Source organism: Enterobacter sp. KBR-315C3_2022, assembly GCF_041399425.1.
Classification (GTDB): Bacteria; Pseudomonadota; Gammaproteobacteria; order Enterobacterales; family Enterobacteriaceae; genus Enterobacter.
Window position 1 is genome coordinate 111,680 of sequence record NZ_JBGKEB010000005.1, and the last position, 24,393, is coordinate 136,072.

Sequence of the window (24,393 nt, forward strand, 5' to 3'; positions counted from 1 at the left end):
TTACTCTTCAGAATCCCCAGCATCAGAATCATCTGCGGTTTCGTTTGCGAAATCATCGCGACGCTCACGGCGCTCGTCTTTCGCTTTAACCATCGGAGATGCTTCGGTCACTGCGTTTTTGGTACGCATAACCATGCTGCGGATAACGGCATCGTTGAAGCGGAAGGTAGTTTCCAGCTCATCGATCACTTCCTGCGGCGCTTCAACGTTCATCAGAACGTAGTGTGCTTTGTGCAGTTTGTTGATCGGGTAAGCCAGCTGACGGCGGCCCCAGTCTTCCAGACGGTGGATCGTACCTTCTGCACCAGTGATGGCAGCAGAGTAGCGCTCGATCATGCCCGGAACCTGTTCGCTCTGGTCAGGATGGACCATAAAAACGATTTCGTAATGACGCATCGAATTGCTCCTTACGGATTATTCAGCCTCCTGTCTGGGTCAGCCGAGGCCCGGGGAGGCAAGGAACGTGTTAAAGGTCGGCCGAAAAATTGACGCGTCATAATACTTGCGCGCCCCGGGAAACTCAAGCTGATTGCACAAATAATTCGCACTAAGCGCAAAGCGGGTCTAAGTGGGTGATTTAAAATTAATCACATCAGGAAGCGTTGTTTTTTTGAACAACAGCATCAGAAATGGTCAGCATTCCCGGCCAGAGAAGCGGTTACACTTTAACCAAAGCCCATCCGATACAAAAGGAGAGCAATCACCGTCACACAGCACGCAGTCGTGGAGCGTATATCATGAAAAAAATCGCAATTGCCGTTATGGCTGCACTTTTGCTCAGCGCAAACGCGATGGCAGCCATCAAGATAGACGGCCGTCAGGCCAGGAACATGGATGATGTGCAAAGCTTAGGCGTAATCTACATTAATCATAATTTCGCCACTGAAAGCGAGGCAGATCAAGCGCTTAATCAAGAAACCGATGCCCGGGGCGCAACCTATTATCACGTCATCTTAATGCGTGAACCCGGCAGCAACGGCAATATGCACGCCAGTGCAGATATCTACCAATAATTTTACGCTAGCACCAGGAAAGCCAACGAAGAAAGAGAGCCATAGTGAAATTCGCCCCCTGCCCGGGGGCTTTTTTTTACATGAATGGCCCTGAAATACCTACCGGTTACAACTTTTTTGGTATTCCAGAGCACTTTTTTCACTTCTGCCCGTAGTAAGCGTTCGGACCATGCTTACGCATGAAATGCTTGTTCATCAGGTAATCATCGATGCTCTGGAGCTGGGGGTTAATGCCGCGAGCGATCCACGCCATTCGCGCCACCTCTTCCAGCACGACCGCGTTATGCACCGCATCGTGCGCATCTTTCCCCCAGGCGAACGGACCGTGCTGATACACCACAATTCCCGGCGTATGCAGCGGCTCGCGCTCACCCAGCGTTTCAATGATGACCTTGCCGGTGTTGAGCTCGTATTCGCCCTCCACTTCGGCCTGCGTTAATGCGCGCGTGCAGGGGATGTCGCCAAAGAAGTAGTCCGCGTGCGTCGTCCCCAGCGCCGGAACCGCCAGCCCGGCCTGTGCCCAGGCGGTGGCGTGCGTGGAGTGCGTATGCACCACCCCGCCCAGAGAGGGATAACGCCGATACAGCGCCAGATGCGTGGCCGTATCGGAAGAAGGACGCCACTTGCCGTCGACAACCTTCCCTTCCAGATCCACGACGACCATATCGTCCACGGTCATGGTGTCGTAGGCAACGCCGCTCGGCTTAATCACGACCAGCCCCTGAGCGCGATCGATGGCGCTGACGTTGCCCCAGGTGAAGGTCACCAGGCCATAGCGCGGTAGATCCATATTGGCTTCAAAAACCTGCTGCTTAAGCGTCTGCATGTTCTGCCTCCAGCAATCCAGCCCGCGCCATGCGCTCGCGCACCCAATCGCGCGCCTTCGCCACTTCCGCTGCCGGGTCGTCCGACGTTTCGCTCCACATCTCAATCAGATATGGCCCGCAATAGCCTGTCTGTTTAAGCGTCTGGAAGCACCGTTCGAAATCCACCACCCCGGTGCCGAACGGAACGTTTTTGAACACGCCCGGACGGGTATCTTTGACGTGAACCGCCACAATATGTCCGATGCCTGCCTGTAGCTCCATCTGAACGTCGTTATCCCATGCCGACAGGTTGCCGATGTCGGGATAAAGCTGGAACCACGGGTTGTTCAGGTAGTGCGCATAGCCCAGCGCCTTGCTGATAGAGTTCATGAGCGGGTAGTCCATGATTTCCATCGCCAGCGTCACCTGCGCCCGGCTTGCCATATCGACGCTCTCTTTCAGGCCGTCACGGAAGCGGCGGCGCGTTTCGTCATTCGCTTCCTGATAGTAAACGTCGTAACCCGCAAGCTGGATCACGCGAATGCCCACGTCCTGCGCGAAGCGAATGGCTTTGCGCATGATCTCCAGCCCCTGAGCGCGCACGGCATCATCTTCACTTCCCAGCGGGAAGCGACGGTGGGCGCTGAGGCACATGGACGGTATGCGCACGCCGGTTTCCGCCACCGCGCTCACCAGCGCCAGGCGCTGCTCCCGGCTCCAGTCGAGGCGAGACAGGCGCTCATCGGTTTCATCTACCGACATTTCGACAAAATCGAAACCCAGCTGTTTCGCCAGCTGCAACCGCTCCAGCCAGCACTCCCCCGCGGGGAGTGCCTTTTCATAGATGCCTAGCGGGACCTGTTTTGACAACATAGCCGCTCCTTAACCCCAAAGCTGAGCGATAGAGCGTTTAAACTGACGCGCCGCTTCCACCGGAGACGCGGCGTCGCGAATGCTACGACCAGCGATAAAGACGTGAATAGGAATGCCCTGGAACAGCGGCAGATCTTCGAGCGCCAGACCGCCGGTGACGGTGACCTTAAAGCCCATATCCGCCAGACGCTTAATCGCGCTGATGTCCGCTTCGCCCCACGCCACGCCTGCGGCCTGCGCGTCGCGGCTGCGGTGGTAAACCACCTGCTGGATGCCCGCATCGCGCCACTCCTGCGCCTGCTCCCAGGTCCAGAAGCCGGTCAGCTCAATCTGCACGTCGCCGTTGAACTCTTTTGCCACGTCCAGCGCGCCTTTGGCGGTGTTGATATCCGCGCAGCAGATGACGGTGACCCAGTCGGCGTTGGCTTCAAAACACATGCGGGAGAGAATTTTGCCCGCGTCCGCGATTTTGGCATCCGCCAGCACGATTTTGTGCGGATAAAGCGCCTTCAGGTCGCGTACGGCGCGAACGCCTTCGCCCACGCACAGAATGGTGCCGACTTCGATGATGTCGACTTCTTCCGCAATCAGGCGGGTGGTTTCGTAAGCGTGAGACAGAGTCTGGTTATCCAGCGCGACCTGCAACATTGGTAATGACATTTTCAATTCCTTCTTAAACAGCCGCCGCAGTGGCGTGATCGATTAAATCCAGGACTTCCTGCTCGGTGCGGCAGGCGCGTAAACGGTCAAAGTTGGCTTCGTCATCAAACAGATTCACGATCTGCATAATGCCGACTTCCTGATGGGTATTGGCATCAACGGCCGCCATGGTGATGAGAATATCGACCGGGTCGTTATCCTCATGGTTAAACACCAGAGGCGTTTTCAGCGTCACCAGCGCAAAGCCGGTTTTTTTGACGCCCTCTTCCGGGCGGCCATGCGGCATCGCCAGGCCTGGCGCAATCACAAAATAGGGACCGTGCTGCGCAACGCCATCAAGAATGGCCTGGTAATAGCGCGGCTCAACAACGTCGGCCTTGACCAGAAGATCGACGCTCAGCTTGACCGCTTCCTGCCAGGTGCTGGCCTCTGCCTGCAAAAGAATTGAGTTATTCTGTGCCAGCGAATCACGTAATTTCATGTGGCGTCCTTACTTCACGTCCTGCGGGAAATGCTCTTTGATCACTTCCAGCAGTTTTGGGCCGAAATCCGCAGGCGACAGCATGTTGCGCACGCCCACCACGTATTTGTTGCCTGTTACGGAAATCTCACCGGCGATGTGGGTAGAGGCGATGATGATATCCGCGCCGTTCAGTTCACTTTTGTATTCACCCACCGCGCAGCTGTTTACCGTGTGGTCGATGTTTGACTGCGTTAAAAACTGATCCACTTTCATCTTCATGATCATGGAGCTACCTTGCCCATTGCCACACACGGCCAGGATACGTACGGTCATAATCGAAACTCCTTAATGAGCAGAAACTTCTGCTGTTTGTTTTTCCGCATCTTCTTCAGCGCGCAGCGAACGGCCCGCGAAGAACATATAAATCAGTGATATCAGGATGATGACGGCCATAAAGATGGCGCCGATGGAGACAAAGCCCTGCATCATTGGCGGTGCCAGAATTGACCAGTCCGCCATGCCCATCCAGGCGCTCATGCCGGTGAGCTTGACCGCCCACACGCAGCCGAAGATTTCAATCATGCCCATAACGAGGCAGATTTTGAGCGCCGCGCGCCAGCCGCCGAAGTGGTTAGCAAAGACGCCGATGGTGGCGTTAGAGAAGAACATCGGGATAAAGCCGGGAATAATCAGGATGGAAGAACCGCAGCCCACCAGAATGCCCACCGCAATCAGCTGGCCGATGGTGCCCCACATAAAGCCCCAGACCACGGCGTTTGGCGCAAAGCTATAGATTGCCGCGCAGTCAATCGCCAGCACTGCGCCAGGGATCAGGCGCTGGGAGATGCCGTTGAAGGCTTCAGACAACTCAGCCACGAACATGCGCACGCCCTGGGTGATGATAAAGATCGCCACCGCGAAGGAGAAACCGGTCTGCAGGATGTAGATCGTCCAGTGCGTTTTACCCGCCATCGCCTGCACAACGTCAATGCCGAAGGAGAGAAGGATGGCGCCAAAGAAGATGGTCATCACAATCGCTGTGGAGACGATGTTGTCGTGGAAGATATTCAGCCAGCCCGGCATCTTAAGATCTTCAACGCTCTCCTCTTTTTTCCCGAGGTAAGGCGCGACCTTATAGGCAATCCAGGCCGCGAACTGCTGCTGGTGGCCGATGGAGAAACCGCAACCGTCGGTCACTTCCTGGGTCGGCTTATACATCATGTTGGAGGTAATGCCCCAGTAGAGCGACACCATCACCGCGGTGAAGATAATCGTCGTCCACATTGAGTAGCCGAAGATATAGAGGGAAACCGCAATCAGCCCCGCCTGCTGGAACATAATGTGGCCGGTCAGCATGATGGTGCGAATGCCGGTAATGCGGCGCAGGAGCACATAAATGATATTCAGCGCCAGCGCCAGCAGGACCGCATAGCCCACCCAGCTGTAGGCATCGCCCATGCGATCGATGGTCGCCATCATGGAGGCGTAGGTGTCAGAGATTGCGCCGTTGATGCCATACACTTCGGACATTTTGGAGACGACGGGCTTGAACGTGCTGGTCAGAATGCCCGACCCGGCCTGAAGCAGCATAAAGCCAATGATGGTTTTGATGGTGCCTTTGATAATGACGCTGACGCTTTTACGCAGAAGGATGTAGCCCAGACACGTCACGATGCCCAGTAACAGTGGGGCATTGGTCATTACCTGATTAAAGAACACGGTAAAGACGTTGTAGAGGATCTCCATAACTCTCTCCAGAAAATGATGACACGAGGTGCACTCCCCGTGCGGTTGGTGTCATCACTCTATTAATCACAAATAATCACCACAAGATTAAATATGATTATTTGTGACGCATCACGCAATTTATTTCCCTGCCGTTAATAATGATTTTCAATCACAACAAAACCACGCCAATTACATGATGTAATTCATATAGTTAATCAATAACACCGAATGCATTAACACAGTTTCCCTCATGCAACCGTGACATGAGACGACTAAAATTCCGCTATTTAGCCATTGCAAAGCAATCAAAAGAGTGCCAGCATTAATCACAACAAATCACCAAATGATTACTTTTGATTAAAACCAGGAGTCAAAACGATGAGTAAAGTGAACACCATCACCCGTGAGTCATGGATTCTGAGCACTTTCCCGGAATGGGGTAGCTGGCTGAACGAAGAAATTGAGCAGGAAAAAGTCGCGCCAGGCACTTTCGCTATGTGGTGGCTGGGCTGCACCGGCATCTGGTTGAAATCAGAAGGCGGAGCCAATATTTGCGTCGACTTCTGGTGCGGCACCGGTAAACAGAGCCACGGCAATCCGCTGATGAAAAAAGGACATCAGATGCAGCGCATGGCGGGGGTTGAGAAGCTGCAGCCAAACCTGCGCACTACGCCATTCGTGCTCGATCCGTTTGCCATTCGTCAGATTGATGCCGTGCTGTCGACGCACGATCATAACGATCACATCGACGTAAACGTCGCGGCTGCGGTCATGCAAAACTGCCCTGACACGGTGCCGTTCATTGGGCCGCAAACCTGCGTGGATCTGTGGATCGGCTGGGGCGTACCGAAAGAGCGCTGCATCGTAATGAAGCCGGGCGACGTGGTGAAAATCAAAGACATTGAGATCCACGCGCTGGATGCATTTGACCGTACCGCGCTCATTACCCTGCCGGCCGATCAAAAAGCCGCGGGCGTGCTGCCGGACGGTATGGACGAGCGCGCGGTGAACTATCTGTTCAAAACGCCGGGCGGTTCCCTGTATCACAGCGGTGATTCACACTACTCGAACTACTATGCGAAGCACGGTAACGAACATCAGATCGACGTGGCGCTGGGCTCCTACGGCGAGAACCCGCGCGGTATTACGGACAAAATGACCAGCGCGGATATGCTGCGCATGGCTGAAGCGCTGAACACCAAGGTGGTGATCCCGTTCCACCATGATATCTGGTCAAACTTCCAGGCCGATCCGCAGGAGATCCGCGTGCTGTGGGAGATGAAGAAAGACCGCCTGAAGTATGGCTTCAAGCCGTTTATCTGGCAGGTTGGCGGTAAGTTCACCTGGCCTCTGGATAAAGATAACTTCGAGTATCACTATCCGCGCGGCTTCGATGATTGCTTCACCATTGAACCAGACCTGCCGTTCAAGTCATTCCTCTAATCGTTATGCTCACTCGCCAGGCACCCCGCCTGGCGATGACATATTTATCTTAGTAATTTCATGCTATTTCAAATATTATCTTTTCAAATCAATTCTTATCGGAATAGCTCATGACGGAAGCGCAACGGCATCAAATTTTACTGGAACTCCTGGCGCAGACAGGGTTTGTCACCGTTGAGAAGGTAATAGAACGCTTAGGAATTTCCCCAGCGACGGCGCGGCGGGATATCAACAAGCTGGACGAAAGCGGCAAGCTCAAAAAAGTCCGCAACGGGGCGGAAGCCATCAGCCAGCAGCGCCCGCGCTGGACGCCGATGAACATCCATCAGGCGCAGAACCACGATGAGAAAGTCCGCATCGCCCGCGCCGCATCGCAGCTGGTGAACCCCGGTGAAAGCGTGGTGATCAACTGCGGCTCAACGGCCTTTCTGCTGGGGCGGGAAATGTGCGGCAAGCCGGTGCAAATCATCACTAACTACCTGCCGCTGGCGAACTACCTTATCGATCAGGAACATGAGAGCGTGGTGATCATGGGCGGCCAGTACAACAAGAGCCACTCGATCACCCTTAGTCCTCAGGACAGCGAAAACACGCTTTATGCCGGGCACTGGATGTTTACCAGCGGCAAGGGGCTGACTACGGATGGACTGTACAAAACCGATATGCTCACCGCGATGGCGGAACAGAACATGCTGAACGTTGTGGGCAAGCTCGTGGTGCTGGTCGACAGCAGCAAGGTGGGCGAGCGCGCCGGCATGCTGTTCAGCCGGGCAGAGCAGATCAACATGGTCATTACCGGTAAAAAAGCGAACCCTGAGATCCTGCAGAAGCTCGAAAGTCAGGGCGTCACGGTATTGCGCGTTTAGAGGTGCTGGCGAAAAAACGCTACCGTGGCATCCAGCGCCGCGGGCGTAATGCGGTGGCGTACGCCCGCTTCCCATAAGCAGGTGAGATTGCTATCCAGACCTGCACGTTGCAGCGCCTGCTGCAGCCGGAGCGTTTCCCCTGCCGGTACAACGTCATCCTCTTCACCGTGCCACAGAAAAAGCGGGCGGTCGGCCAGCGCTGGCAACGCGTTCTCAACGTCCCATTCCGCAAGCCGCGGCTCAATGCCTTCCGGTTCCTGAGGCGGAAATAGCGTTTTTGACAGCGAGGTAAAATAGCCCGACCCCATCAGGCAGGCCACGGATTTCACCTCAGGGTGGCGCGTCATAATACCCAGCGCCGTCATGCCGCCCATCGACGCCCCCGCCACGGCCAGACGGTTATCCGCCACCAGCCCGGCCTCATAAAGCGCGTCGCGCAGCCCGCTAAACTCGGTCAGGCTACCGTAAAGAATTTGCCAGAACTGCCCCAGCCGGGCCCGTTCATTGCCCGCAAACCGGGCGCCATGATCGGGCGCATCCGGCATCACCACGCGAAAACCGGCCTGCGCCAGCGCAACGGCAAAATAGCTATAGACCAGCTTTGAAGAGGTAAATCCATGATAGAAAAGCACCGCGGGCAGCGGCTGCTCACGTTTTCCCGCCGGGAATGCATGCAAAATGTCATGATTGCCGAGGCGTCGCGTTTCGAGTTCAATCATTGTCTATCCTCTGTTAATGGATGATTCATAATGTTGAGAACTGGGTTACGGTTTCACGCTATTTTCATTCGAAATACACGCCCCAGATAACACTTCGGGAACATTCCCCCAAAACTAAATTCACAGACAACTACACTATGGCTATCAGGAAAAGAGATATGGTTATGCGTAGGTTTGCCGCTTTTATGCTTGTCTCTGTGCTCAGTGGCTGTCAGGTTCTTCAGGGAACACCGCAGCCTGCGCCACCGGCCACCGATCGTCCGCAGGAAATTCGTCGTAATCAGACGGAAGGGCTACAGCGGATCGGATCTGTCTCCGCGATGGTTCGGGGTTCTCCGGACGACGCAGAAGAGGCAATTAAAGCACAGGCCGTCGCAGCAAAAGCAGATTATTACGTCATCGTCATGGTCGATGAAACCATCATTACGGGACAGTGGTATTCACAAGCCATTTTGTACCGCAAATAACGGTCATGATTTGAACGACATTTACACTGCTTTGCGTCCATAGACATTTTCCTGTCCACAATAAACTCCATGCCCACGCTGATGGAAGTGAGTTTATTTGCGAAGGATTGCCCGGCGGATACCGGAGAAATGTGAAATGGAGCTGACGATGAAACGAACTCTTGCTTTGACCACTCTCTTGCTCTCAGCTGGCCTGGTGAGCACAACCGCACAGTCGGCGGAATTTGCCAGCGCTGACTGCGTGACTGGCCTTAACGAAATCGGTCAGATCTCCGTGAATAACATTTCGGGGAGCCCGCAGGACGTAGAACGCGTAGTGGCATTAAAAGCGGATGAGCAGGGTGCATCCTGGTATCGCATCATTCAGATGCAGGAGGATAACCATGACGATCGCTGGCGGGTACAGGCCATTCTCTATGCCTAAGGCATCACGATAAAAGCCACGGATTTATAGTGGCTTTTTGATTTCCGTAACATATCCACCAGCCTATAAACCCTTCCAAAACAGACATGTAACATTTAGTTACATTAAGCAGATAAATGTTATCCCCGCCCTGCCGTTGAAGAGCCATCCCTTTTCAATAATGAGCAATTTATGATCACTTTTTTTCGCCGCGCGGGCCTAGGCGCAAAGCTCTCGCTGCTGACCGGCGCAAGCGTCGCTATTCTTTTCCTGCTTTTCACCCTGCTGCTCAGCCAGAAGGCCAGCCAGCAGCTTGAAACCCTCGCGGTTGAAGATCTGCATAACCAGTCCAGCGGCATGGTCGACATGGTTGAAATGTTCAATACCAGCCTGAGCGAAGAGGTTGAAAGCTATACCCGCCTGTTCACCACGTTTTTACCTCAGCCCCTCACCGTCGATGCCAGCCAGCGCAAAGCCATTAGCGGGATAGACGTTCCGCTGCTGAAGGGCGGCGAAACCGAGCTGCACGAAAACAACGCGCTTTCCGACGACTTTCTGAGCCGAACGGGGGCGATCTCTACGCTGTTCGTGCGCAGCGGCAATGATTTTGTCCGGGTGGCAACGTCGCTGCGCAAAGAGAATGGCGACAGGGCAATGGGGACCGTTTTAGACACCGCCAGCCCGGCATACAGCGCCATGAACAAAGGCGACGTGTATCGCGGCCTGGCGCTGCTGTTTGGCAAACGCTACATCACCCAGTACCAGCCGGTTAAAAATCGCGACGGGCAGATCATCGGCATTATCTTCGTCGGGGTAGATATCACCCACTCCTGGAACGTGATGCGGGAGAAGATCCTTAGCCGCCGCCTCGGCGAGAGCGGTCATTTCTTTGTGCTGGATCGCGGCAACGGGAAAACGCGCGGGCAATACCTGTTCCACGCCAGCGAAGAGGGCAAGCTGCCGGAGTGGGATGCGGCAACGCAGCAGCGGCTTCTGAGCGACACTTCCGGCACGCTTGAGCGAACAAGCGAGGACGGCCGCACGCTAAAGATGGCCTACACCCCGCTTCCGGGCTGGAACTGGACCATCGTGGGAGAAGTGGATAAATCGGTGCTGCTCGCAAACGTGAACGCCCTGCGCGATCGCTTCCTGCTGGCTGGCGCGGTGTTATCCGCCCTGTTTGCGGGCCTGTTCGTCGTGATTATTCGACGGATGCTGACGCGCCCGCTGCAAAAGGTTATTCATCTCGCCCGCCGGTATGCCGAAGGCGATCTGCGGGCCAACCTGCCCGTGGAGCGCGAGGACGAGGTGGGTCAGCTGGTCGCGGCGATCAACGGCATCGGCGAAGGGCTGCAAAAAATCGTGCTGCAGGTCCGCGAGGCGGCGGGCGATATTCATACCGGCACCCGCGCGCTGGCCTCCGCCAGCGGGGAGATCTCGGAGCAGATCAACAAGCAGGCCAGCAGCGTCGAGGAGACGTCCGCCAGCATGGAGCAACTCTCCGCGACCGTGCAGCAGAACGCGGCGAACATGGAGCAAACCCAGGTGCTGGTCGGCGAAACCTCGCGCGCGGTGCACCAGGGCGGCAAGACGGTTACGCACGCCGTCGCCACGATGGACGACATTCGCGACGCCTCTAAACGCATCGAAGATATCACCCGCGTGATTGAGTCTATCGCCTTCCAGACCAACATCCTGGCGCTCAACGCCGCGGTAGAAGCGGCGCGGGCGGGCGAGCACGGCAAGGGCTTCGCCGTGGTGGCGCAGGAAGTTCGCGCCCTGGCGGCACGCAGCGCCAATGCGGTTAAAGAGATTGAACAGCTGATTGGCGACACGCTCAATAAGGTCAGCGAGGGTCATGCCCTCTCCGAGCAAACGCGCCTGGCGATGGACGACATCATCGTTCACATCGACAACATCAGCCAGCTGGTTACGGAGATTAACCACGCCTCGCGCGAACAGTCCGCGGGGATCGGCCAGGTAAATCTCGCGATGGCGCACATCGGCGAAGCGTCGCATATCAACGCCGACCGCGTATCGCGCAGCGAGCAAACCGCGCAAACCCTGCGTGAGAAAGGCTCGCACCTCACCCAGCTGGTGAGCCTTTTCCAGCTGAAGGGCTAACCCACGCCGCCCGTGGCGCGCAGCAGCAGATCGTTTTGCACCTGCGTGCTCAGCAGCGTACCGCCGCGGGTATCGAGCATCATGCGGCACCACGCCTGCGCCACCGGCGGCGATGCGTGCCGCAGCATCTGGCTTCCCGCGCCCAGCAAAAACAGCTGCTGGGCGATCTCCCGGCCCTGCGCCTCCTGCGGCTTGCGCAGCTTTTGCTGCAGCTGCCGCCAGCTACGGTCGAAGTGCCGATCCTGCCCCTTCACCTGCGCGAAATCTTCGGCAAGCAGTTCGAGAATGCCCGGCTGCTTCGCCAGCACGCGCAGCACGTCCAGGCACATGATGTTTCCCGACCCTTCCCAGATGCTGTTGACCGGCATTTCGCGGTACAGGCGCGGAAGCTCGCTCTCCTCGCAGTAGCCGATTCCCCCCAGCACCTCCATCGCCTCGGCGACAAAGGGGATACCCGCCTTGCACACGCCGTATTTCGCCACCGGCGTAAACAGCCTGGCCCACGCGGCCTCCCGGGCGTCGTCCCGCCTGTCCCACGCCCGGGCAAGACGGAACAGCAGCGCGGTTTGCCCCTCCATCATTAGCGCCATCCGGCTGAGCACCTCGCGCATCAGCGGCTGGTCGATCAGGTTCTTGCCGAACGTTTGCCGCTGGTGGGCGTGATACAGCGCCACGGAGAGCGCCCGGCGCATAAGCCCGTGGCTGCCGAGCGCGCAGTCAAAGCGCGTCAGCCCGCCCATTTTGAGGATTTGCCGCACGCCTTCGCCCTCTTCCCCCAGCAGCCAGCCGGAGGCGTCCAGAAACTCGGCTTCGCTGCTGGCGTTTGAGCGGTTGCCGAGCTTGTCCTTCAGCCGCTCCAGCCGCACCGCGTTGCGCTGCCCGTCGGGTAAAAAGCGCGGCACAAAAAAGCAGGAGAGGCCGCCTTTCGCCTGCGCCAGCACGAGATGCGCATCGCTTTGCGGTACCGAGAAAAACCATTTGTGCCCCACCAGCCGATAGCTGCCGTCAGCGGTTTTTTCCGCTTTGGTGGTGTTGCTCAGCACGTCGGATCCGCCCTGCTTTTCCGTCATCCCCATGCCGATAAGCAGGCCGCGCTTCTGCCCGCCGGGGGCAAAGTGCGGGTCGTAGCGGTCGCTAAGAAGCGGCGTCAGCCAGCCGTGGAACGGTTTAGGCAGCGACTGCAAAAGCAGCGGCGTGGCGGCGAAGGTCATGGTGATGGGGCAGAGCGTGCCCGCCTCAACCTGAGCATGCAGCACGAAGCGCGCGGCTCTGGCGACAAACGATCCCCTGCGCGCCTCCTCCTCCCACGGCAGGTTGTGCACCCGGTTCGCGCAAAGCCCCTGCATCAGCAGGTGCCACGCCGGATGAAAACGCACGTCGTCCAGCCGTTCACCCGTCGCGTCATAGCGCAGCAGCTCCGGTGGGTTGACGTTCGCCAGCCTGCCAAGCTCCAGCGACTCCGCGGTGCCCAGCTGCTGGCCGATGCTGGCCAGCAGCTCCCTGTCCCACTCAGCCCCTTCCCGGGCAATCGCGTCGTGCAGGGCGCAGTCGGAGAGGAAAAGATTGCTATTAGAAAGCGGCGCGGGTTGATTAAAAACGGTGTGTGTCTGCCAGTGCATGCTGTCTCCCTCCTTCAATGGCAATGAAGATAAGTATGGACAGGGGGGATTCACGCTGCATGGGAGTACGGTCACACCATGGCAATCTCGCTGAAATCAATCGTGAAATAGCTCACATAACATAAGAATAAACTATTTCACGCTGTCATTTATGTTGAATAATTTATTCTTACTCTCTTCTGCGAGGCACGCCATGCAACCATCACACCGTGCGCCGGACGCGCACAAGCGCGCGTTAATTGCCGGCTCCATTGGGAACTTTATCGAGTGGTATGAGTTTGCGGTCTACGGTTTTCTGGCAACCGTGATTGCGAAAAATTTCTTCCAGCTTGAAGGGGAGTCTGGCCTGACGAGCCTGATCCTCACCTACGCCTCGTTCGCAATTGCCTTCTTTTTCCGCCCGCTGGGCGCGGTGGTGTTTGGCCGCATCGGCGACAGAATTGGCCGCAAGCCGACGCTGATTATCGTGCTGGTGCTGATGACGCTGGCCACCGCGGCCATCGGGGTGGTGCCGGTTTACGCCAGCATTGGTATTGCCGCGCCGCTGATTATCACGCTGCTGCGCATCCTGCAGGGGCTTTTCGCCGGCGGGGAATACGGCGGCGCGGTTTCGCTGATGACGGAGTTCGCCCCGCGCGGCAGGCGCGGCCTGTACGGCGCGTGGCAGTCCTTTACCGTGGCGCTGGGGCTGTTGGCAGGCGCAGGCATTGTGGCGCTGCTCTCCGCCCTGCTCACGCCGGACGCGCTGCACGACTGGGGCTGGCGCATCCCGTTTTTCATGGCGCTGCCGATGGGGGCGGTGGCGCTGTGGTTGCGGGTCAGCATGGAGGAGACGCCAAGCTTTGTGCTCCAGCAGGAAAAGCCGGTCGCCGCTCAGGCCACGACCGCGGCCACGCTCAGCGCGATCGCGATGGGCATTGGCCGCGTGATGGTGTGGTCTGCGGCGGGATATACCTATCTGGTGATCATGCCAACCTACCTGCAGTCGGCGCTGCATACCGGGTTTAACCAGGCGCTGCTGATTGCGGTGATTTCGAACATCGGATTTGCGCTCACCATTATTCCGTCGGGCATGCTCAGCGACAAAATAGGCCGCCGCACGGTGATGATCGTCGCCACCGTGCTGCTGCTGGTTCTCGCCCTGCCGCTGCTGAAAGTGCTGCAGGCGGAGTCCAGCACGCTGGCGGTGAAGGCGCTCGTGGTGCTGATTGCGGGTGGCCTGGTGGGCATGCTGGCGGGGCCGGGGCCTGCCATGCTCTCAGAGATGTTCCCGACGCGGGTGCGCTATACCGGGCTTGGCCTGGCCTATTCTCTGTCGAACGCGATCTTCTCGGGCTGCGCGGGTCTGTTCATTACCGGGCTGATTAAAGAGACGGGGAACCTGGATATTCCGGCCTATTACGTGATGGCGACGGCGGTGGTGAGTATCGTGGCGCTGATGACGCTCAGGAAGGATGACCATTTGCGGTCGTTAGAGGAGTGAGGTTGTTTTGCCGGGTGGCGGCTTCGCCTTACCCGGCCTACAAAACCGTAGGCACGGTAAGCGAAGCGCCACCGGGCGAAAATCAACTACGCTGGCGCACCGCTTCAAACAGGCAGATGCCCGTCGCAACGGAGACGTTCAGGGACGACACGCTGCCCGCCATCGGGATGCTAATCAGCTCGTCGCAGTGCTCGCGCGTCAGGCGACGCATGCCTTCACCTTCCGCACCCATCACCAGCGCCAGGCGGCCGGTCATTTTGCTCTGGTACAGCGTATGATCCGCTTCACCGGCAGTGCCGACGATCCAGATGTTCTCTTCCTGCAGCAGGCGCATGGTGCGCGCCAGGTTGGTCACGCGGATCAGCGGAACGTTTTCCGCCGCGCCGCAGGCCACTTTCTTGGCCGTTGCGTTCAGCTGCGCGGAGCGATCTTTCGGCACGATCACCGCATGGACGCCCGCCGCGTCGGCGCTGCGCAGGCACGCGCCGAGGTTGTGCGGATCGGTCACGCCGTCAAGGATCAGGAAGAACGGGTTATCCAGCTCGGCGATCAGATCCGGCAGATCGTTTTCCTGATACTGGCGGCCCGGCTTCACGCGGGCAATAATGCCCTGGTGCACCGCACCTTCGCTTTTCTCGTCCAGAAACTGGCGGTTCGCCAGCTGGATCACCACGCCCTGCGCTTCCAGCGCGTGGATCAGCGGCATCAGACGCTTGTCTTCACGCCCTTTCAGAATAAACACTTCCTGAAAACGCTCCGGTGCGCGCTCCAGCAGGGCCTGCACCGCGTGGATGCCGTAAATCATTTCACTCATTGATGGTTCTCATAATATGCATTTTCCCTCTCCCGCCAGGGAGAGGGTCAGGGTGAGGGGTATTTTACTCCGCCTGCTGTTTCTTCGCTGCGCGTTTTGCTTTGGTGGCCGCGGCTATTTTCTGCGTTTTGGCGGAAGGTTTTTTCGCCGAGCGGGCCTCTTTCTTTTCGGCCTTCGGCTTTTTCTTCTTTTCACCGCGGAACGCGCTGTCCGGCTCGAAGTTTACCTTCTTGCCCGCCTGACGGCGTTTTCCACCGGATTTACCATTACCGTTGCCGTTACCGCCTTTTTTCGCTCTCTCACGCTCGGTTTTGCCGACGTTACGCGGCGCGCGCTCGCTGGAGATCAGGCTGAAGTCGATCTTGCGGTCGTCCATATTCACGGCTTCGACCTTCACTTCCACGCGGTCGCCCAGGCGGTAGGTCTGCCCACCGGATTCGCCAATCAGGCGCTGGCCCACCTGGTCAAAGCGGTAGTAGTCGTTATCGAGGCTGGAAACGTGCACCAGGCCGTCGATGAACAGCTCGTCCAGACGCACGAAGAAGCCAAAGCCGGTCACGCTGGCAATCACGCCCTTAAAGACGTTGCCGACCTGATCCAGCATAAAGTCGCACTTCAGCCAGTCTGCCACGTCACGCGTCGCCTCATCGGCACGGCGTTCGGCCATCGAACAGTGCTGACCGAGCTGGAGCATCTCTTCCATCGAATAGTGATAGCCGCCGGTTTCGGTGGTGTTCCCCTTGTGGCCCTGCTCCTGCGCCAGCAGATACTTGATCGCGCGGTGCAGGGAGAGATCCGGGTAACGGCGGATCGGCGAGGTAAAGTGGGCGTAAGACTGCAGCGCCAGGCCAAAGTGGCCGCGGTTTTCCGGATCGTAAATCGCCTGCTTCATGGAGCGCAGCAGCATGGTTTGCAGCATTTCCGCGTCAGGACGATCGCTGATGGATTCCAGCAGCTCGGCGTAATCGCGAGGCTCCGGCTTGCTGCCGCCTGGCAGTTCCAGACCGAGCTCGGCCAGCACGGAGCGGAACGACGTGATGGCTTCCGTTGTTGGCTTATCGTGAATACGGAACAGCGCAGGCTCTTTGGCTTTCTCAACGAAGCGCGCCGCCGAGATGTTTGCGAGGATCATGCACTCTTCAATCAGCTTGTGCGCGTCGTTACGCTGGGTCTGCTCGATGCGCTCAATGCGGCGCTCGGCGTTGAAGATAAACTTCGCCTCTTCGCTTTCGAACGAGATCCCGCCGCGCTCTTCGCGCGCCTGATCCAGCGTTTTATAGAGGTTATGCAGCTCTTCGATGTGCTTAACCAGCGGCGCATACTGCTCGCGCAGCTCCTGGTCGCCCTGCAGCATATGCCAGACCTTGGTGTAGGTCAGGCGCGCGTGCGAGCTCATCACCGCTTCGTAGAATTTGTAGCCCGTCAGGCGCCCTTTGGTGGAGATGGTCATTTCGCAGACCATGCACAGGCGGTCAACCTGCGGGTTCAGGGAGCACAGGCCGTTGGAAAGCACTTCCGGCAGCATCGGCACAACCTGAGACGGGAAGTAGACCGACGTGCCGCGGCTGCGCGCTTCGTTATCCAGCGGCGTGTTCGGGCGAACGTAGTAGCTCACGTCCGCGATGGCGACCCACAGGCGCCAGCCGCCGCCGCGCTTTTTCTCGCAGTAGACGGCGTCATCAAAGTCGCGGGCGTCTTCACCATCAATGGTGACCAGCGGCAGGGAGCGCAGATCCACGCGGCCAACCTTGGACTCTTCCGGCACTTCTTCACGCAGGCTTTCGATCTGATCTTCAACCGCCTTCGGCCAGACGTACGGGATTTCGTGGGTGCGCAGCGCCATATCCACGGCCATCGTCGTGCCCATGTTATCGCCGAGCACTTCGACGATTTTACCGACGGCCTTGGTGCGGCGGGTTGGGCGCTGGGTGAGTTCAACCACCACCACAAAGCCCATGCGCGCGCCCATCACCTCTTCAGGCGGGATGAGGATGTCGAAGCTCAGACGGCTATCGTCCGGCACCACAAAGCCCACGCCCGCATCGGTAAAGTAGCGGCCGACAATCTGGCTGGTTTTTGGCACCAGCACGCGCACCACGCGCGCTTCACGGCGGCCTTTGCGATCTGCACCCAGCGGCTGCGCCAGGATCTGATCGCCATGGATACACATCTTCATCTGTTCGGATGAGAGGTACAGGTCGTCTTTGCGGCCCTCGACGCGCAGGAAGCCAAAGCCGTCGCGGTGGCCAATGACGGTACCTTTGAGCAGGTCGAGGCGTTCCGGCAGCGCATAGCACTGGCGGCGGGTAAAGACCAGCTGCCCGTCGCGCTCCATCGCGCGCAGGCGGCGGCGAAGGGCTTCAATTTGCTCTTCACCTTCAATGTTTAATTCAGCGGCAAGTTCTTCACGATTGGCGGGTTTTTCGCGTTTGGTTAAGTGTTCAATGATGAACTCGCGGCTGGGGATAGGATTCGCGTATTTTTCGGCTTCGCGTTCCTGGAAAGGATCATGTGACATGTCGGTTCCTCCGTTGTCAGCTCCGGTGGAAATCTTCTTCATTCCACCAGCAATAATTTATAAAGTGGTTGATTCTCTTCAACCAAATCGGCCAGCGTGTAGTTATCCAGTTCCTTGAGAAAACTTTGCACGGCCTGAGAAAGCGCCTGTTTCAGACGACAGGCGGGGGTGATGTGGCAGAACTCGCTGCTGCAGTTCACCAAAGACAGCGGTTCCAGTTCGCGTACCACGTCCCCAACGCGAATACTCTGCGCCGGTTTACCCAGGCGAATTCCCCCATTCTTCCCGCGGACGGCAGCAACGTATCCGGCACGACTAAGTTGATTGATTATTTTGACCATATGATTACGGGACACACCGTAGACCTCTGTCACCTCAGAGATACTGGTCATTTTCCCATCGGGTAACGACGCCATATAAATCAGGGCGCGTAAGCCGTAATCGGTGAAACTCGTTAACTGCACATCAACCTCAGGAAAAAGGGAAAACGCGGTAAAACCGCAGAGACATTCATTAATGATGATAAACCAGCCAGATAGTTAGCGGCTAATTTATTTGACAGACGGGGCGAAAAAGCGGATATCCAGGAGCGGTCGCCGGATGGCGCTACGCTTATCCGGCCTACGGGTCTCCCCGCAGGCCAGCAGTCACGATGATTAAGCGTCGAACGGATCGCGCAGAATCATGGTTTCAGAACGGTCAGGGCCGGTAGAGATAATATCGATCGGCACTTCGGTCAGTTCTTCAATACGCTTGATGTAGTCCAGCGCCGCCTGCGGCAGGCCGCTACGCTCTTTCACGCCGAAGGTGGTTTCAGACCAGCCCGGCATGGTTTCGTAGATTGGCTCGATGCCTTCCCAGTCGTCAGCAGCCAGCGGAGTGGTGGTCACTTCGCGGCCGTCCGGCATACGGTAGCCTACGCAGATTTTCACTTCTTTCAGGCCGTCCAGCACGTCCAGCTTGGTCAGGCAGAAGCCAGACAGGGAGTTGATCTGCACCGCACGACGTACGGCAACCGCATCCAGCCAGCCGGTACGACGACGACGACCGGTGGTCGCGCCAAACTCGTTACCCTGCTTGCAGAGGAACTCGCCGGTTTCATCAAACAGCTCGGTCGGGAATGGACCCGCACCCACGCGCGTGGAGTAAGCCTTGATGATGCCCAGAACGTAGTCCACATAGCGCGGACCCAGGCCAGAGCCGGTCGCCACGCCACCCGCGGTGGTGTTAGAGGAGGTTACGTACGGATAGGTACCGTGGTCGATGTCCAGCAGCGTACCCTGCGCGCCTTCGAACATGACGAAATCGCCACGCTTGCGCGCCTGGTCCAGCAGGTCAGACACATCAACAACCATACCGGTGAGAATATCGGCAATCGCCATGACGTCATCCAGCACTTTCTGGTAGTCAACGGCGTCAGCTTTGTAGAAATTCACCAGCTGGAAGTTGTGATATTCCATCACTTCTTTCAGTTTTTCAGCGAAGGTGGCTTTGTCGAAGAGGTCGCCAACGCGCAGGCCGCGACGTGCAACTTTGTCTTCGTAAGCAGGGCCGATGCCGCGGCCGGTTGTACCGATCGCTTTCGCACCGCGTGCTTTTTCACGCGCAACGTCCAGCGCTACGTGATAGTCGAGGATCAGCGGGCAGGCTTCGGAGAGCAGCAGACGCTCGCGAACCGGGATACCACGGTCTTCCAGGCCTTTCATCTCTTTCATCAGCGCTGCCGGAGACAGCACAACGCCGTTACCGATGATGCTGGTCACGTTATCGCGAAGAATGCCTGATGGAATAAGATGGAGGACGGTTTTTTCACCGTTGATTACGAGAGTATGGCCTGCGTTGTGACCGCCCTGGTAGCGTACAACATATTTAGCCCGTTCAGTCAGAAGATCGACAATCTTCCCTTTACCTTCGTCACCCCATTGGGTGCCCAGTACGACGACGTTGTTACCCATTTTTTCAAAATCACCGATTGCTTAAAAATGGATTCTACCATCGCTTTTTCAGATATACAGCACTTTTTGACCCTAAAATATGCCAAATACGACTACTTTTTGATCAGCCAATCGTTTTCCTCAACATGTAGTAGATCACGATACCGGCAACCACAAGACCACCGCCAAATCGGCGCAAAATATTATCCGGAAGTCCGCTCATGGTCGCGATCATACGACGCCAGGCGCGCGGGTAAAGCATCGGCCCAAGGCCTTCCAGCACCAAAACCAGAGCCAGTGCGAGCCAGATCGTTGAATTCATTTTTATTCCTCATAAAAGAAAACCACCGCTCCGTTGAGAGCGGTGGTTTGAATACTCAAACGAGCCTGAGTTTATCGCGTTGCGTTAGCCGGCGTCTTCATATAACGGAAGAAATCGCTGTCCGGGCTGAGCACCATTACGTCCTGGTTGCTCTGGAAGCTATTCTCGTAAGCACGCAGGCTACGGATAAAGGCGTAGAAGTCGGGATCCTGGCTGAAGGCATCAGCGAACAGCTTCGCCGCTTCCGCATCACCTTCACCGCGCAGGATTCGGCCCTGACGCTCAGATTCTGCCAGCGTCTTGGTCACTTCATAGTCCGCTGCCGCACGCAGCTTCTCAGCCTCTTCCTGACCCTGTGAACGGTGACGACGGGCTACCGCTTCACGCTCGGCGCGCATACGGTTGTAGATCGCCTCGGACACTTCGGCAGGCAGGTTGATCTGCTTGATACGCACGTCGACCACTTCGATACCCAGCGCAGCCATACTGTTCGGGTTGATCACCGGTACGTTACCGTTGGTTTCAGCCTGAACGCGCTCTGCGGCCTTGGCGATCGCATCGTCCGCCGCTGGCGTTTCTACTTCGTCCTCGGTGCCCGCAGAACCGGAGTTCAGCGCATCGCGCACTTCCAGGGTCAGACGACCGCGGGAGTCGGTGACGATGTCTTTCACGTCCAGGCGACCAATTTCAGAACGCAGACGGTCAGAGAACTTACGCTTCAGCAGGACTTCGGCCTGAGAAACGTCGCCGCCGCCCGTTGCCAGGAAGTAACGGCTGAAGTCACTGATACGCCATTTGATGTAGGAATCAACGATCAGGTCTTTTTTCTCTTTGGTGACAAAACGATCGGCCTGGTTATCCATGGTCTGGATACGGGCGTCGAGGGTTTTGACAGACTGAATGAACGGCACCTTGAAGTGCAGGCCTGGCTCGTAGATCAGCGGCTTTTTGTCGCCATCGCGCACGACGCTGCTGAACTGGAACTTGATCCCGCGCTCACCCTCTTTCACCACAAAGATAGAGGTATAAAGTACAACCAGTACGATGATGATGATCGCAATAACTGACTTACGCATCCTTATTCCCCCTGACGCTGGTAGTCGTTACGCTGCGCGTTAGCACGGCGTTGGTCCATAATGTCACCATCGTTCGTAGAAGGCGTTGTGTTCGCGCTGGAGCTGCCCTTTGAGGCTGGCGGCAGACGCAGCAGGTTGTTCGCACCGCTGGTGTCTTTCGCGGCCGGTGCAGAACCGCCTTTCAGCATCTGATCCAGCGGCAGAACCATCAGGTTTCCGCCTTTGCTGTCGTTGACCAGCACTTTACGCGTGTGGCTCAGCACTTTTTCCATGGTCTCGATGTAGAGACGCTCACGGGTAATTTCCGGCGCGGCTTTATACTCCGGCAGGATTTTCGCAAAGCGAGCCACTTCACCCTGTGCTTCCAGAATGGTCTGGGTCTTATACGCGCGCGCTTCTTCAAGAATACGCTGCGCCTGACCGTTCGCACGCGGCTGAACTTCGTTGGTGTAGGCTTCTGCTTCACGGATGTACTGCTGTTCGTTTTCACGCGCGGCAATAGCATCATCAAACGCGGCTTTCACCTCTTCCGGCGGACGCGCGGCCTGGAAGTTAACGTCCAGCAGGGTAATACCCATGTTGTACGGACGAATGGTCTCTTCCAGCTCGCGCTGGGTATCGCTACGAATAACGGTACGACCTTCAGTCAGGATACGGTCCATGGTGTATTTGCCGATCACGCCGCGCAGGGCGCTGTCGGTTGCCTGACGCAGGCTGTCGTCTGCGCTGGTCACGCTAAACAGATAGCGCTCAGGATCGGTCACGCGGTACTGCACGTTCATCTCTACGCGCACGACGTTTTCGTCAGAAGTCAGCATCACGCCGGACGCCGCCAGCTCACGAACGGACTCCACGTTGACCGCGGTGACGTCGTCAATAAACGTCGGTTTCCAGTTCAGGCCCGGCTCAACCAGATGGCTGAACTTACCGAAACGAGTCACCACGCCGCGCTCTGCTTCTTTAATGGTGTAGAACCCGCTGGCTGCCCAGATGATAACGACCGCAGCGGCGACAATGCCCACCACGCGGCCACCCATTGGCGGGCGAGGACTCTGGGTGGAATTACCACCTGAGCCAGACCCGTTACCTCCGCCAAGGCCACCCAGCTTTTTGCTGAGCTTGCGGAAGATATCATCCAGATCCGGTGGCCCCTTCTCGCGACCACCTTTGTTGCCATTTCCCCCAGAGTTGCCGCCTTGATTATTGCTGCTTCCCCACGGGTCGCGGTCTTGTCCGTTATTACCGGGCTGATTCCACGCCATGTATATGCTCCATATTTGTTATGCAAGGGCGAATTTTCAGGCTTACCCTTTCTGATCAGACGATATAGTCCGCCAGCGCAGGTTCTTGTTTACAGAGGCGACGCCAGTCAACGATCGGCATACGCACCTGCATCCCCACGCTGCCGTCATCCTCCATCCACTCTTTTTCTATCGCCTGAAGCTGATAAAACCGGCTGCGCAGCCTGCCTTCCTGTGGCGGCAGGCGCAGCGTGTGCTGGGCTACCTCACCGGAAAGACGTTCTGTCAAAGCCTGGAAAAGCAGTGGCACACCAATACCGGTCTGGGCGGAAAGCCAGACCCGAATCGGTTTGTTCTCTTCATCCCGTTCGATACGCGGTTCAAAATCGTCCAGCATATCGATTTTATTCATCACCAACAGCGTTGGGATTTCGTGGGCGTCGATCTCTTCCAGCACCACGTTTACCGCGTCGATGTTCTCCTGCACGCGCACGTCCGCTGCATCTATCACGTGCAGCAGCAGCGTCGCCTGACGCGTCTCCTGCAGGGTAGCTTTAAACGCCGCCACCAGATCGTGCGGCAGATGGCGGATAAACCCTACGGTATCCGCCAGCACCGTTTCACCGACGTCAGCAACGTCGATGCGACGCAGCGTTGGGTCCAGGGTCGCAAACAGCTGGTCTGCGGCATACACCTGGGCTTCGGTAATCTGGTTAAACAGGGTGGATTTACCGGCGTTGGTATACCCCACCAGCGACACCGTTGGGATGTCGGCTTTCGTTCGCGAACGACGTCCCTGCTCACGCTGTTTTTCAACTCTTTCCAGACGTGAGAGGATCTGGGTAATACGGCCACGTAATAAACGACGGTCGGTTTCGAGCTGGGTTTCACCCGGACCGCGCAAACCGATCCCGCCCTTTTGTCTTTCAAGGTGGGTCCAGCCGCGCACAAGGCGCGTCGCCAGATGGCGCAGCTGCGCCAGCTCAACCTGCAGCTTCCCTTCGTGGGTGCGCGCACGCTGAGCAAAAATATCTAAAATTAAGCCAGTGCGATCGATAACACGGCATTCGCAAAGGGCTTCCAGGTTACGTTCCTGAGCCGGAGACAGCGCATGGTCAAACAACACGACGGAGGCGCCGGTTGCTTTTACGGCATCCGCAATTTCAACTGCTTTACCTTCACCAACAAAATACTTTGGGTGCGGCGCTTTACGGCTACCGGTAATCACCTGCATTGCTTCGACACCGGCGGAAGAGACCAGAGCTTCAAACTCCTGGAGGTCTTCCATATCTTTGTCTTGCGAAAAATAGATGTGTACCAGCACCGCCTGCTCACCGGTATCATAACGGTCAAACAAGCGTATAACCCTCTAAAAAGATCAGCGGGGAACGCAGGATCCCTGGCTCCCCGTGTGGATAACAGCCCAAGACCTTATTCGGTCTCTTCGCTGTCCTGCGCTGGCGTTGAAGAACCCTGCGCGTTGCTGCCATGATGGTAGTTACTGCCAGTGCCGCCGCCAGCGTTATTGCTGTGATGAGATACCGGACGAGACGGAACAACAGTAGAGATCGCGTGCTTATAGACCATCTGACTGACCGTGTTTTTCAACAGGATCACGAACTGATCGAAAGACTCAATTTGACCTTGCAGCTTAATACCATTCACCAAATAAATAGAAACTGGAACACGTTCCCGACGCAATGCGTTCAGGAACGGATCTTGTAAAGATTGCCCCTTAGCCATTCTATCTTTTCCTTATATGATTGTTTTCTACTTAGAACCTTGCGATTCTGAAAATTGCGCACGATACGGTTCAATTGT

At 57.0% G+C, this 24,393-nt stretch carries 25 protein-coding genes; 7 read left to right on the top strand and 18 right to left on the bottom strand.

Going from position 1 to position 24,393, the window contains the following annotated elements; genetic code table 11:
• The gene (gene rpsF / locus AB8804_RS07510; RefSeq protein ID WP_014068637.1) at window positions 1-396 is read right to left on the bottom strand and encodes a 30S ribosomal protein S6; all 396 of its coding nucleotides are present in this window, start codon (window positions 394-396) and stop codon (window positions 1-3) included.
• 341 nt (window positions 397-737) lie between these two features.
• Here rpsF and yjfY point away from each other — a divergent pair, with 341 nt between their 5' ends.
• Complete coding sequence (gene yjfY / locus AB8804_RS07515) at window positions 738-1,013, top strand: DUF1471 family protein YjfY (RefSeq protein ID WP_371184785.1); 276 nt, start codon at window positions 738-740, stop codon at window positions 1,011-1,013.
• A 139-nt stretch (window positions 1,014-1,152) separates the two neighbouring features.
• Here yjfY and AB8804_RS07520 read toward each other — a convergent pair whose 3' ends face one another.
• From AB8804_RS07520 to ulaA, 6 genes are read right to left on the bottom strand one after another with little or no spacing between them, the layout of a single operon-like run.
• A complete protein-coding gene (locus AB8804_RS07520; protein ID WP_371184786.1) occupies window positions 1,153-1,839 on the bottom strand; it encodes an L-ribulose-5-phosphate 4-epimerase in 687 nt (228 codons plus the stop codon).
• Window positions 1,826-2,692 (bottom strand): L-ribulose-5-phosphate 3-epimerase, encoded by an 867-nt coding sequence (locus tag AB8804_RS07525; RefSeq protein WP_371184788.1) that lies wholly within the window; start codon window positions 2,690-2,692, stop codon window positions 1,826-1,828. Before AB8804_RS07525 ends, AB8804_RS07520 begins: the two co-directional genes overlap by 14 nt.
• A 9-nt stretch (window positions 2,693-2,701) precedes the next feature.
• Window positions 2,702-3,352 (bottom strand): 3-keto-L-gulonate-6-phosphate decarboxylase UlaD, encoded by a 651-nt coding sequence (gene ulaD / locus AB8804_RS07530; RefSeq protein ID WP_023334265.1) that lies wholly within the window; start codon window positions 3,350-3,352, stop codon window positions 2,702-2,704.
• Window positions 3,353-3,365: 13 nt separating this feature from the next.
• Window positions 3,366-3,833, bottom strand: coding sequence for a PTS ascorbate transporter subunit IIA (gene ulaC, locus AB8804_RS07535; protein WP_112012015.1), 468 nt, complete (start codon window positions 3,831-3,833; stop codon window positions 3,366-3,368).
• A 9-nt stretch (window positions 3,834-3,842) separates the two neighbouring features.
• The gene (ulaB, locus tag AB8804_RS07540; RefSeq protein ID WP_108476136.1) at window positions 3,843-4,148 is read right to left on the bottom strand and encodes a PTS ascorbate transporter subunit IIB; all 306 of its coding nucleotides are present in this window, start codon (window positions 4,146-4,148) and stop codon (window positions 3,843-3,845) included.
• 12 nt (window positions 4,149-4,160) lie between these two features.
• Window positions 4,161-5,561, bottom strand: coding sequence for a PTS ascorbate transporter subunit IIC (gene ulaA, locus AB8804_RS07545; protein WP_371184791.1), 1,401 nt, complete (start codon window positions 5,559-5,561; stop codon window positions 4,161-4,163).
• Between the two features lie 360 nt (window positions 5,562-5,921).
• Here ulaA and ulaG point away from each other — a divergent pair, with 360 nt between their 5' ends.
• Window positions 5,922-6,986: an L-ascorbate 6-phosphate lactonase gene (gene ulaG, locus AB8804_RS07550; protein WP_371184793.1), complete on the top strand. Its 1,065-nt coding sequence runs from the start codon at window positions 5,922-5,924 to the stop codon at window positions 6,984-6,986.
• A gap of 110 nt (window positions 6,987-7,096) precedes the next feature.
• Window positions 7,097-7,852 (top strand): HTH-type transcriptional regulator UlaR, encoded by a 756-nt coding sequence (ulaR, locus tag AB8804_RS07555; protein ID WP_371184795.1) that lies wholly within the window; start codon window positions 7,097-7,099, stop codon window positions 7,850-7,852.
• On the opposite strand, the gene yjfP is transcribed toward ulaR, so the two are convergent.
• Window positions 7,849-8,571 (bottom strand): esterase, encoded by a 723-nt coding sequence (gene yjfP, locus AB8804_RS07560; protein WP_371184797.1) that lies wholly within the window; start codon window positions 8,569-8,571, stop codon window positions 7,849-7,851. The two genes, ulaR and yjfP, sit on opposite strands and share 4 nt — an antisense overlap.
• A gap of 137 nt (window positions 8,572-8,708) precedes the next feature.
• Here yjfP and bsmA point away from each other — a divergent pair, with 137 nt between their 5' ends.
• From bsmA to AB8804_RS07575, 3 genes are all read left to right on the top strand, one after another.
• Entirely contained in the window at window positions 8,709-9,038 is a 330-nt protein-coding gene (gene bsmA / locus AB8804_RS07565) for a biofilm peroxide resistance protein BsmA (RefSeq protein WP_371184799.1), read from the top strand.
• A 148-nt stretch (window positions 9,039-9,186) separates the two neighbouring features.
• Window positions 9,187-9,462 (top strand): DUF1471 family protease activator YjfN, encoded by a 276-nt coding sequence (gene yjfN, locus AB8804_RS07570; RefSeq protein ID WP_146745780.1) that lies wholly within the window; start codon window positions 9,187-9,189, stop codon window positions 9,460-9,462.
• A 171-nt stretch (window positions 9,463-9,633) separates the two neighbouring features.
• Window positions 9,634-11,565 carry a methyl-accepting chemotaxis protein gene (locus tag AB8804_RS07575; protein ID WP_371184801.1) on the top strand — a complete coding sequence of 644 codons (1,932 nt, stop codon included), beginning with the start codon at window positions 9,634-9,636 and terminating at the stop codon, window positions 11,563-11,565.
• Here the strand turns inward: AB8804_RS07575 and AB8804_RS07580 are convergent.
• Window positions 11,562-13,184, bottom strand: coding sequence for an isovaleryl-CoA dehydrogenase (locus tag AB8804_RS07580; RefSeq protein ID WP_371184803.1), 1,623 nt, complete (start codon window positions 13,182-13,184; stop codon window positions 11,562-11,564). The genes AB8804_RS07575 and AB8804_RS07580 overlap by 4 nt on opposite strands.
• A 193-nt stretch (window positions 13,185-13,377) precedes the next feature.
• On the opposite strand from AB8804_RS07580, the gene AB8804_RS07585 reads away from it, so the two are divergent.
• Window positions 13,378-14,667, top strand: coding sequence for an MFS transporter (locus tag AB8804_RS07585; protein WP_371184805.1), 1,290 nt, complete (start codon window positions 13,378-13,380; stop codon window positions 14,665-14,667).
• Between the two features lie 82 nt (window positions 14,668-14,749).
• Here AB8804_RS07585 and rlmB read toward each other — a convergent pair whose 3' ends face one another.
• The 9 genes from rlmB to hfq form a co-directional block, all read right to left on the bottom strand.
• Entirely contained in the window at window positions 14,750-15,481 is a 732-nt protein-coding gene (rlmB, locus tag AB8804_RS07590) for a 23S rRNA (guanosine(2251)-2'-O)-methyltransferase RlmB (RefSeq protein WP_058840431.1), read from the bottom strand.
• Window positions 15,482-15,545: 64 nt separating this feature from the next.
• Window positions 15,546-17,999, bottom strand: coding sequence for a ribonuclease R (rnr, locus tag AB8804_RS07595; RefSeq protein ID WP_371184807.1), 2,454 nt, complete (start codon window positions 17,997-17,999; stop codon window positions 15,546-15,548).
• Between the two features lie 38 nt (window positions 18,000-18,037).
• Window positions 18,038-18,463 (bottom strand): nitric oxide-sensing transcriptional repressor NsrR, encoded by a 426-nt coding sequence (gene nsrR, locus AB8804_RS07600; RefSeq protein ID WP_112012003.1) that lies wholly within the window; start codon window positions 18,461-18,463, stop codon window positions 18,038-18,040.
• A gap of 192 nt (window positions 18,464-18,655) precedes the next feature.
• Entirely contained in the window at window positions 18,656-19,954 is a 1,299-nt protein-coding gene (locus tag AB8804_RS07605; protein WP_040077496.1) for an adenylosuccinate synthase, read from the bottom strand.
• A 103-nt stretch (window positions 19,955-20,057) separates the two neighbouring features.
• Entirely contained in the window at window positions 20,058-20,255 is a 198-nt protein-coding gene (locus AB8804_RS07610) for a DUF2065 domain-containing protein (protein ID WP_371184810.1), read from the bottom strand.
• 71 nt (window positions 20,256-20,326) lie between these two features.
• A complete protein-coding gene (gene hflC / locus AB8804_RS07615; protein ID WP_112012001.1) occupies window positions 20,327-21,331 on the bottom strand; it encodes a protease modulator HflC in 1,005 nt (334 codons plus the stop codon).
• A 2-nt stretch (window positions 21,332-21,333) separates the two neighbouring features.
• The gene (hflK, locus tag AB8804_RS07620; RefSeq protein ID WP_371184813.1) at window positions 21,334-22,593 is read right to left on the bottom strand and encodes an FtsH protease activity modulator HflK; all 1,260 of its coding nucleotides are present in this window, start codon (window positions 22,591-22,593) and stop codon (window positions 21,334-21,336) included.
• Window positions 22,594-22,648: 55 nt separating this feature from the next.
• A complete protein-coding gene (gene hflX, locus AB8804_RS07625) occupies window positions 22,649-23,929 on the bottom strand; it encodes a ribosome rescue GTPase HflX (RefSeq protein ID WP_371184815.1) in 1,281 nt (426 codons plus the stop codon).
• Window positions 23,930-24,003: 74 nt separating this feature from the next.
• Window positions 24,004-24,315, bottom strand: a complete 312-nt coding sequence (gene hfq / locus AB8804_RS07630) for an RNA chaperone Hfq (protein WP_003855990.1) — start codon at window positions 24,313-24,315, stop codon at window positions 24,004-24,006.
• Window positions 24,316-24,393 lie beyond the last annotated feature (78 nt).

What these genes read in the sequence shown, in the direction of transcription:
- rpsF (WP_014068637.1), bottom strand. Translation starts at nt 396, where the DNA reads ATGCGTCATTACGAAATCGTTTTTATGGTCCATCCTGACCAGAGCGAA.
- yjfY (WP_371184785.1), top strand. Translation starts at nt 738, where the DNA reads ATGAAAAAAATCGCAATTGCCGTTATGGCTGCACTTTTGCTCAGCGCA.
- AB8804_RS07520 (WP_371184786.1), bottom strand. Translation starts at nt 1,839, where the DNA reads ATGCAGACGCTTAAGCAGCAGGTTTTTGAAGCCAATATGGATCTACCG.
- AB8804_RS07525 (WP_371184788.1), bottom strand. Translation starts at nt 2,692, where the DNA reads ATGTTGTCAAAACAGGTCCCGCTAGGCATCTATGAAAAGGCACTCCCC.
- ulaD (WP_023334265.1), bottom strand. Translation starts at nt 3,352, where the DNA reads ATGTCATTACCAATGTTGCAGGTCGCGCTGGATAACCAGACTCTGTCT.
- ulaC (WP_112012015.1), bottom strand. Translation starts at nt 3,833, where the DNA reads ATGAAATTACGTGATTCGCTGGCACAGAATAACTCAATTCTTTTGCAG.
- ulaB (WP_108476136.1), bottom strand. Translation starts at nt 4,148, where the DNA reads ATGACCGTACGTATCCTGGCCGTGTGTGGCAATGGGCAAGGTAGCTCC.
- ulaA (WP_371184791.1), bottom strand. Translation starts at nt 5,561, where the DNA reads ATGGAGATCCTCTACAACGTCTTTACCGTGTTCTTTAATCAGGTAATG.
- ulaG (WP_371184793.1), top strand. Translation starts at nt 5,922, where the DNA reads ATGAGTAAAGTGAACACCATCACCCGTGAGTCATGGATTCTGAGCACT.
- ulaR (WP_371184795.1), top strand. Translation starts at nt 7,097, where the DNA reads ATGACGGAAGCGCAACGGCATCAAATTTTACTGGAACTCCTGGCGCAG.
- yjfP (WP_371184797.1), bottom strand. Translation starts at nt 8,571, where the DNA reads ATGATTGAACTCGAAACGCGACGCCTCGGCAATCATGACATTTTGCAT.
- bsmA (WP_371184799.1), top strand. Translation starts at nt 8,709, where the DNA reads ATGGCTATCAGGAAAAGAGATATGGTTATGCGTAGGTTTGCCGCTTTT.
- yjfN (WP_146745780.1), top strand. Translation starts at nt 9,187, where the DNA reads ATGAAACGAACTCTTGCTTTGACCACTCTCTTGCTCTCAGCTGGCCTG.
- AB8804_RS07575 (WP_371184801.1), top strand. Translation starts at nt 9,634, where the DNA reads ATGATCACTTTTTTTCGCCGCGCGGGCCTAGGCGCAAAGCTCTCGCTG.
- AB8804_RS07580 (WP_371184803.1), bottom strand. Translation starts at nt 13,184, where the DNA reads ATGCACTGGCAGACACACACCGTTTTTAATCAACCCGCGCCGCTTTCT.
- AB8804_RS07585 (WP_371184805.1), top strand. Translation starts at nt 13,378, where the DNA reads ATGCAACCATCACACCGTGCGCCGGACGCGCACAAGCGCGCGTTAATT.
- rlmB (WP_058840431.1), bottom strand. Translation starts at nt 15,481, where the DNA reads ATGAGTGAAATGATTTACGGCATCCACGCGGTGCAGGCCCTGCTGGAG.
- rnr (WP_371184807.1), bottom strand. Translation starts at nt 17,999, where the DNA reads ATGTCACATGATCCTTTCCAGGAACGCGAAGCCGAAAAATACGCGAAT.
- AB8804_RS07605 (WP_040077496.1), bottom strand. Translation starts at nt 19,954, where the DNA reads ATGGGTAACAACGTCGTCGTACTGGGCACCCAATGGGGTGACGAAGGT.
- AB8804_RS07610 (WP_371184810.1), bottom strand. Translation starts at nt 20,255, where the DNA reads ATGAATTCAACGATCTGGCTCGCACTGGCTCTGGTTTTGGTGCTGGAA.
- hflC (WP_112012001.1), bottom strand. Translation starts at nt 21,331, where the DNA reads ATGCGTAAGTCAGTTATTGCGATCATCATCATCGTACTGGTTGTACTT.
- hflK (WP_371184813.1), bottom strand. Translation starts at nt 22,593, where the DNA reads ATGGCGTGGAATCAGCCCGGTAATAACGGACAAGACCGCGACCCGTGG.
- hfq (WP_003855990.1), bottom strand. Translation starts at nt 24,315, where the DNA reads ATGGCTAAGGGGCAATCTTTACAAGATCCGTTCCTGAACGCATTGCGT.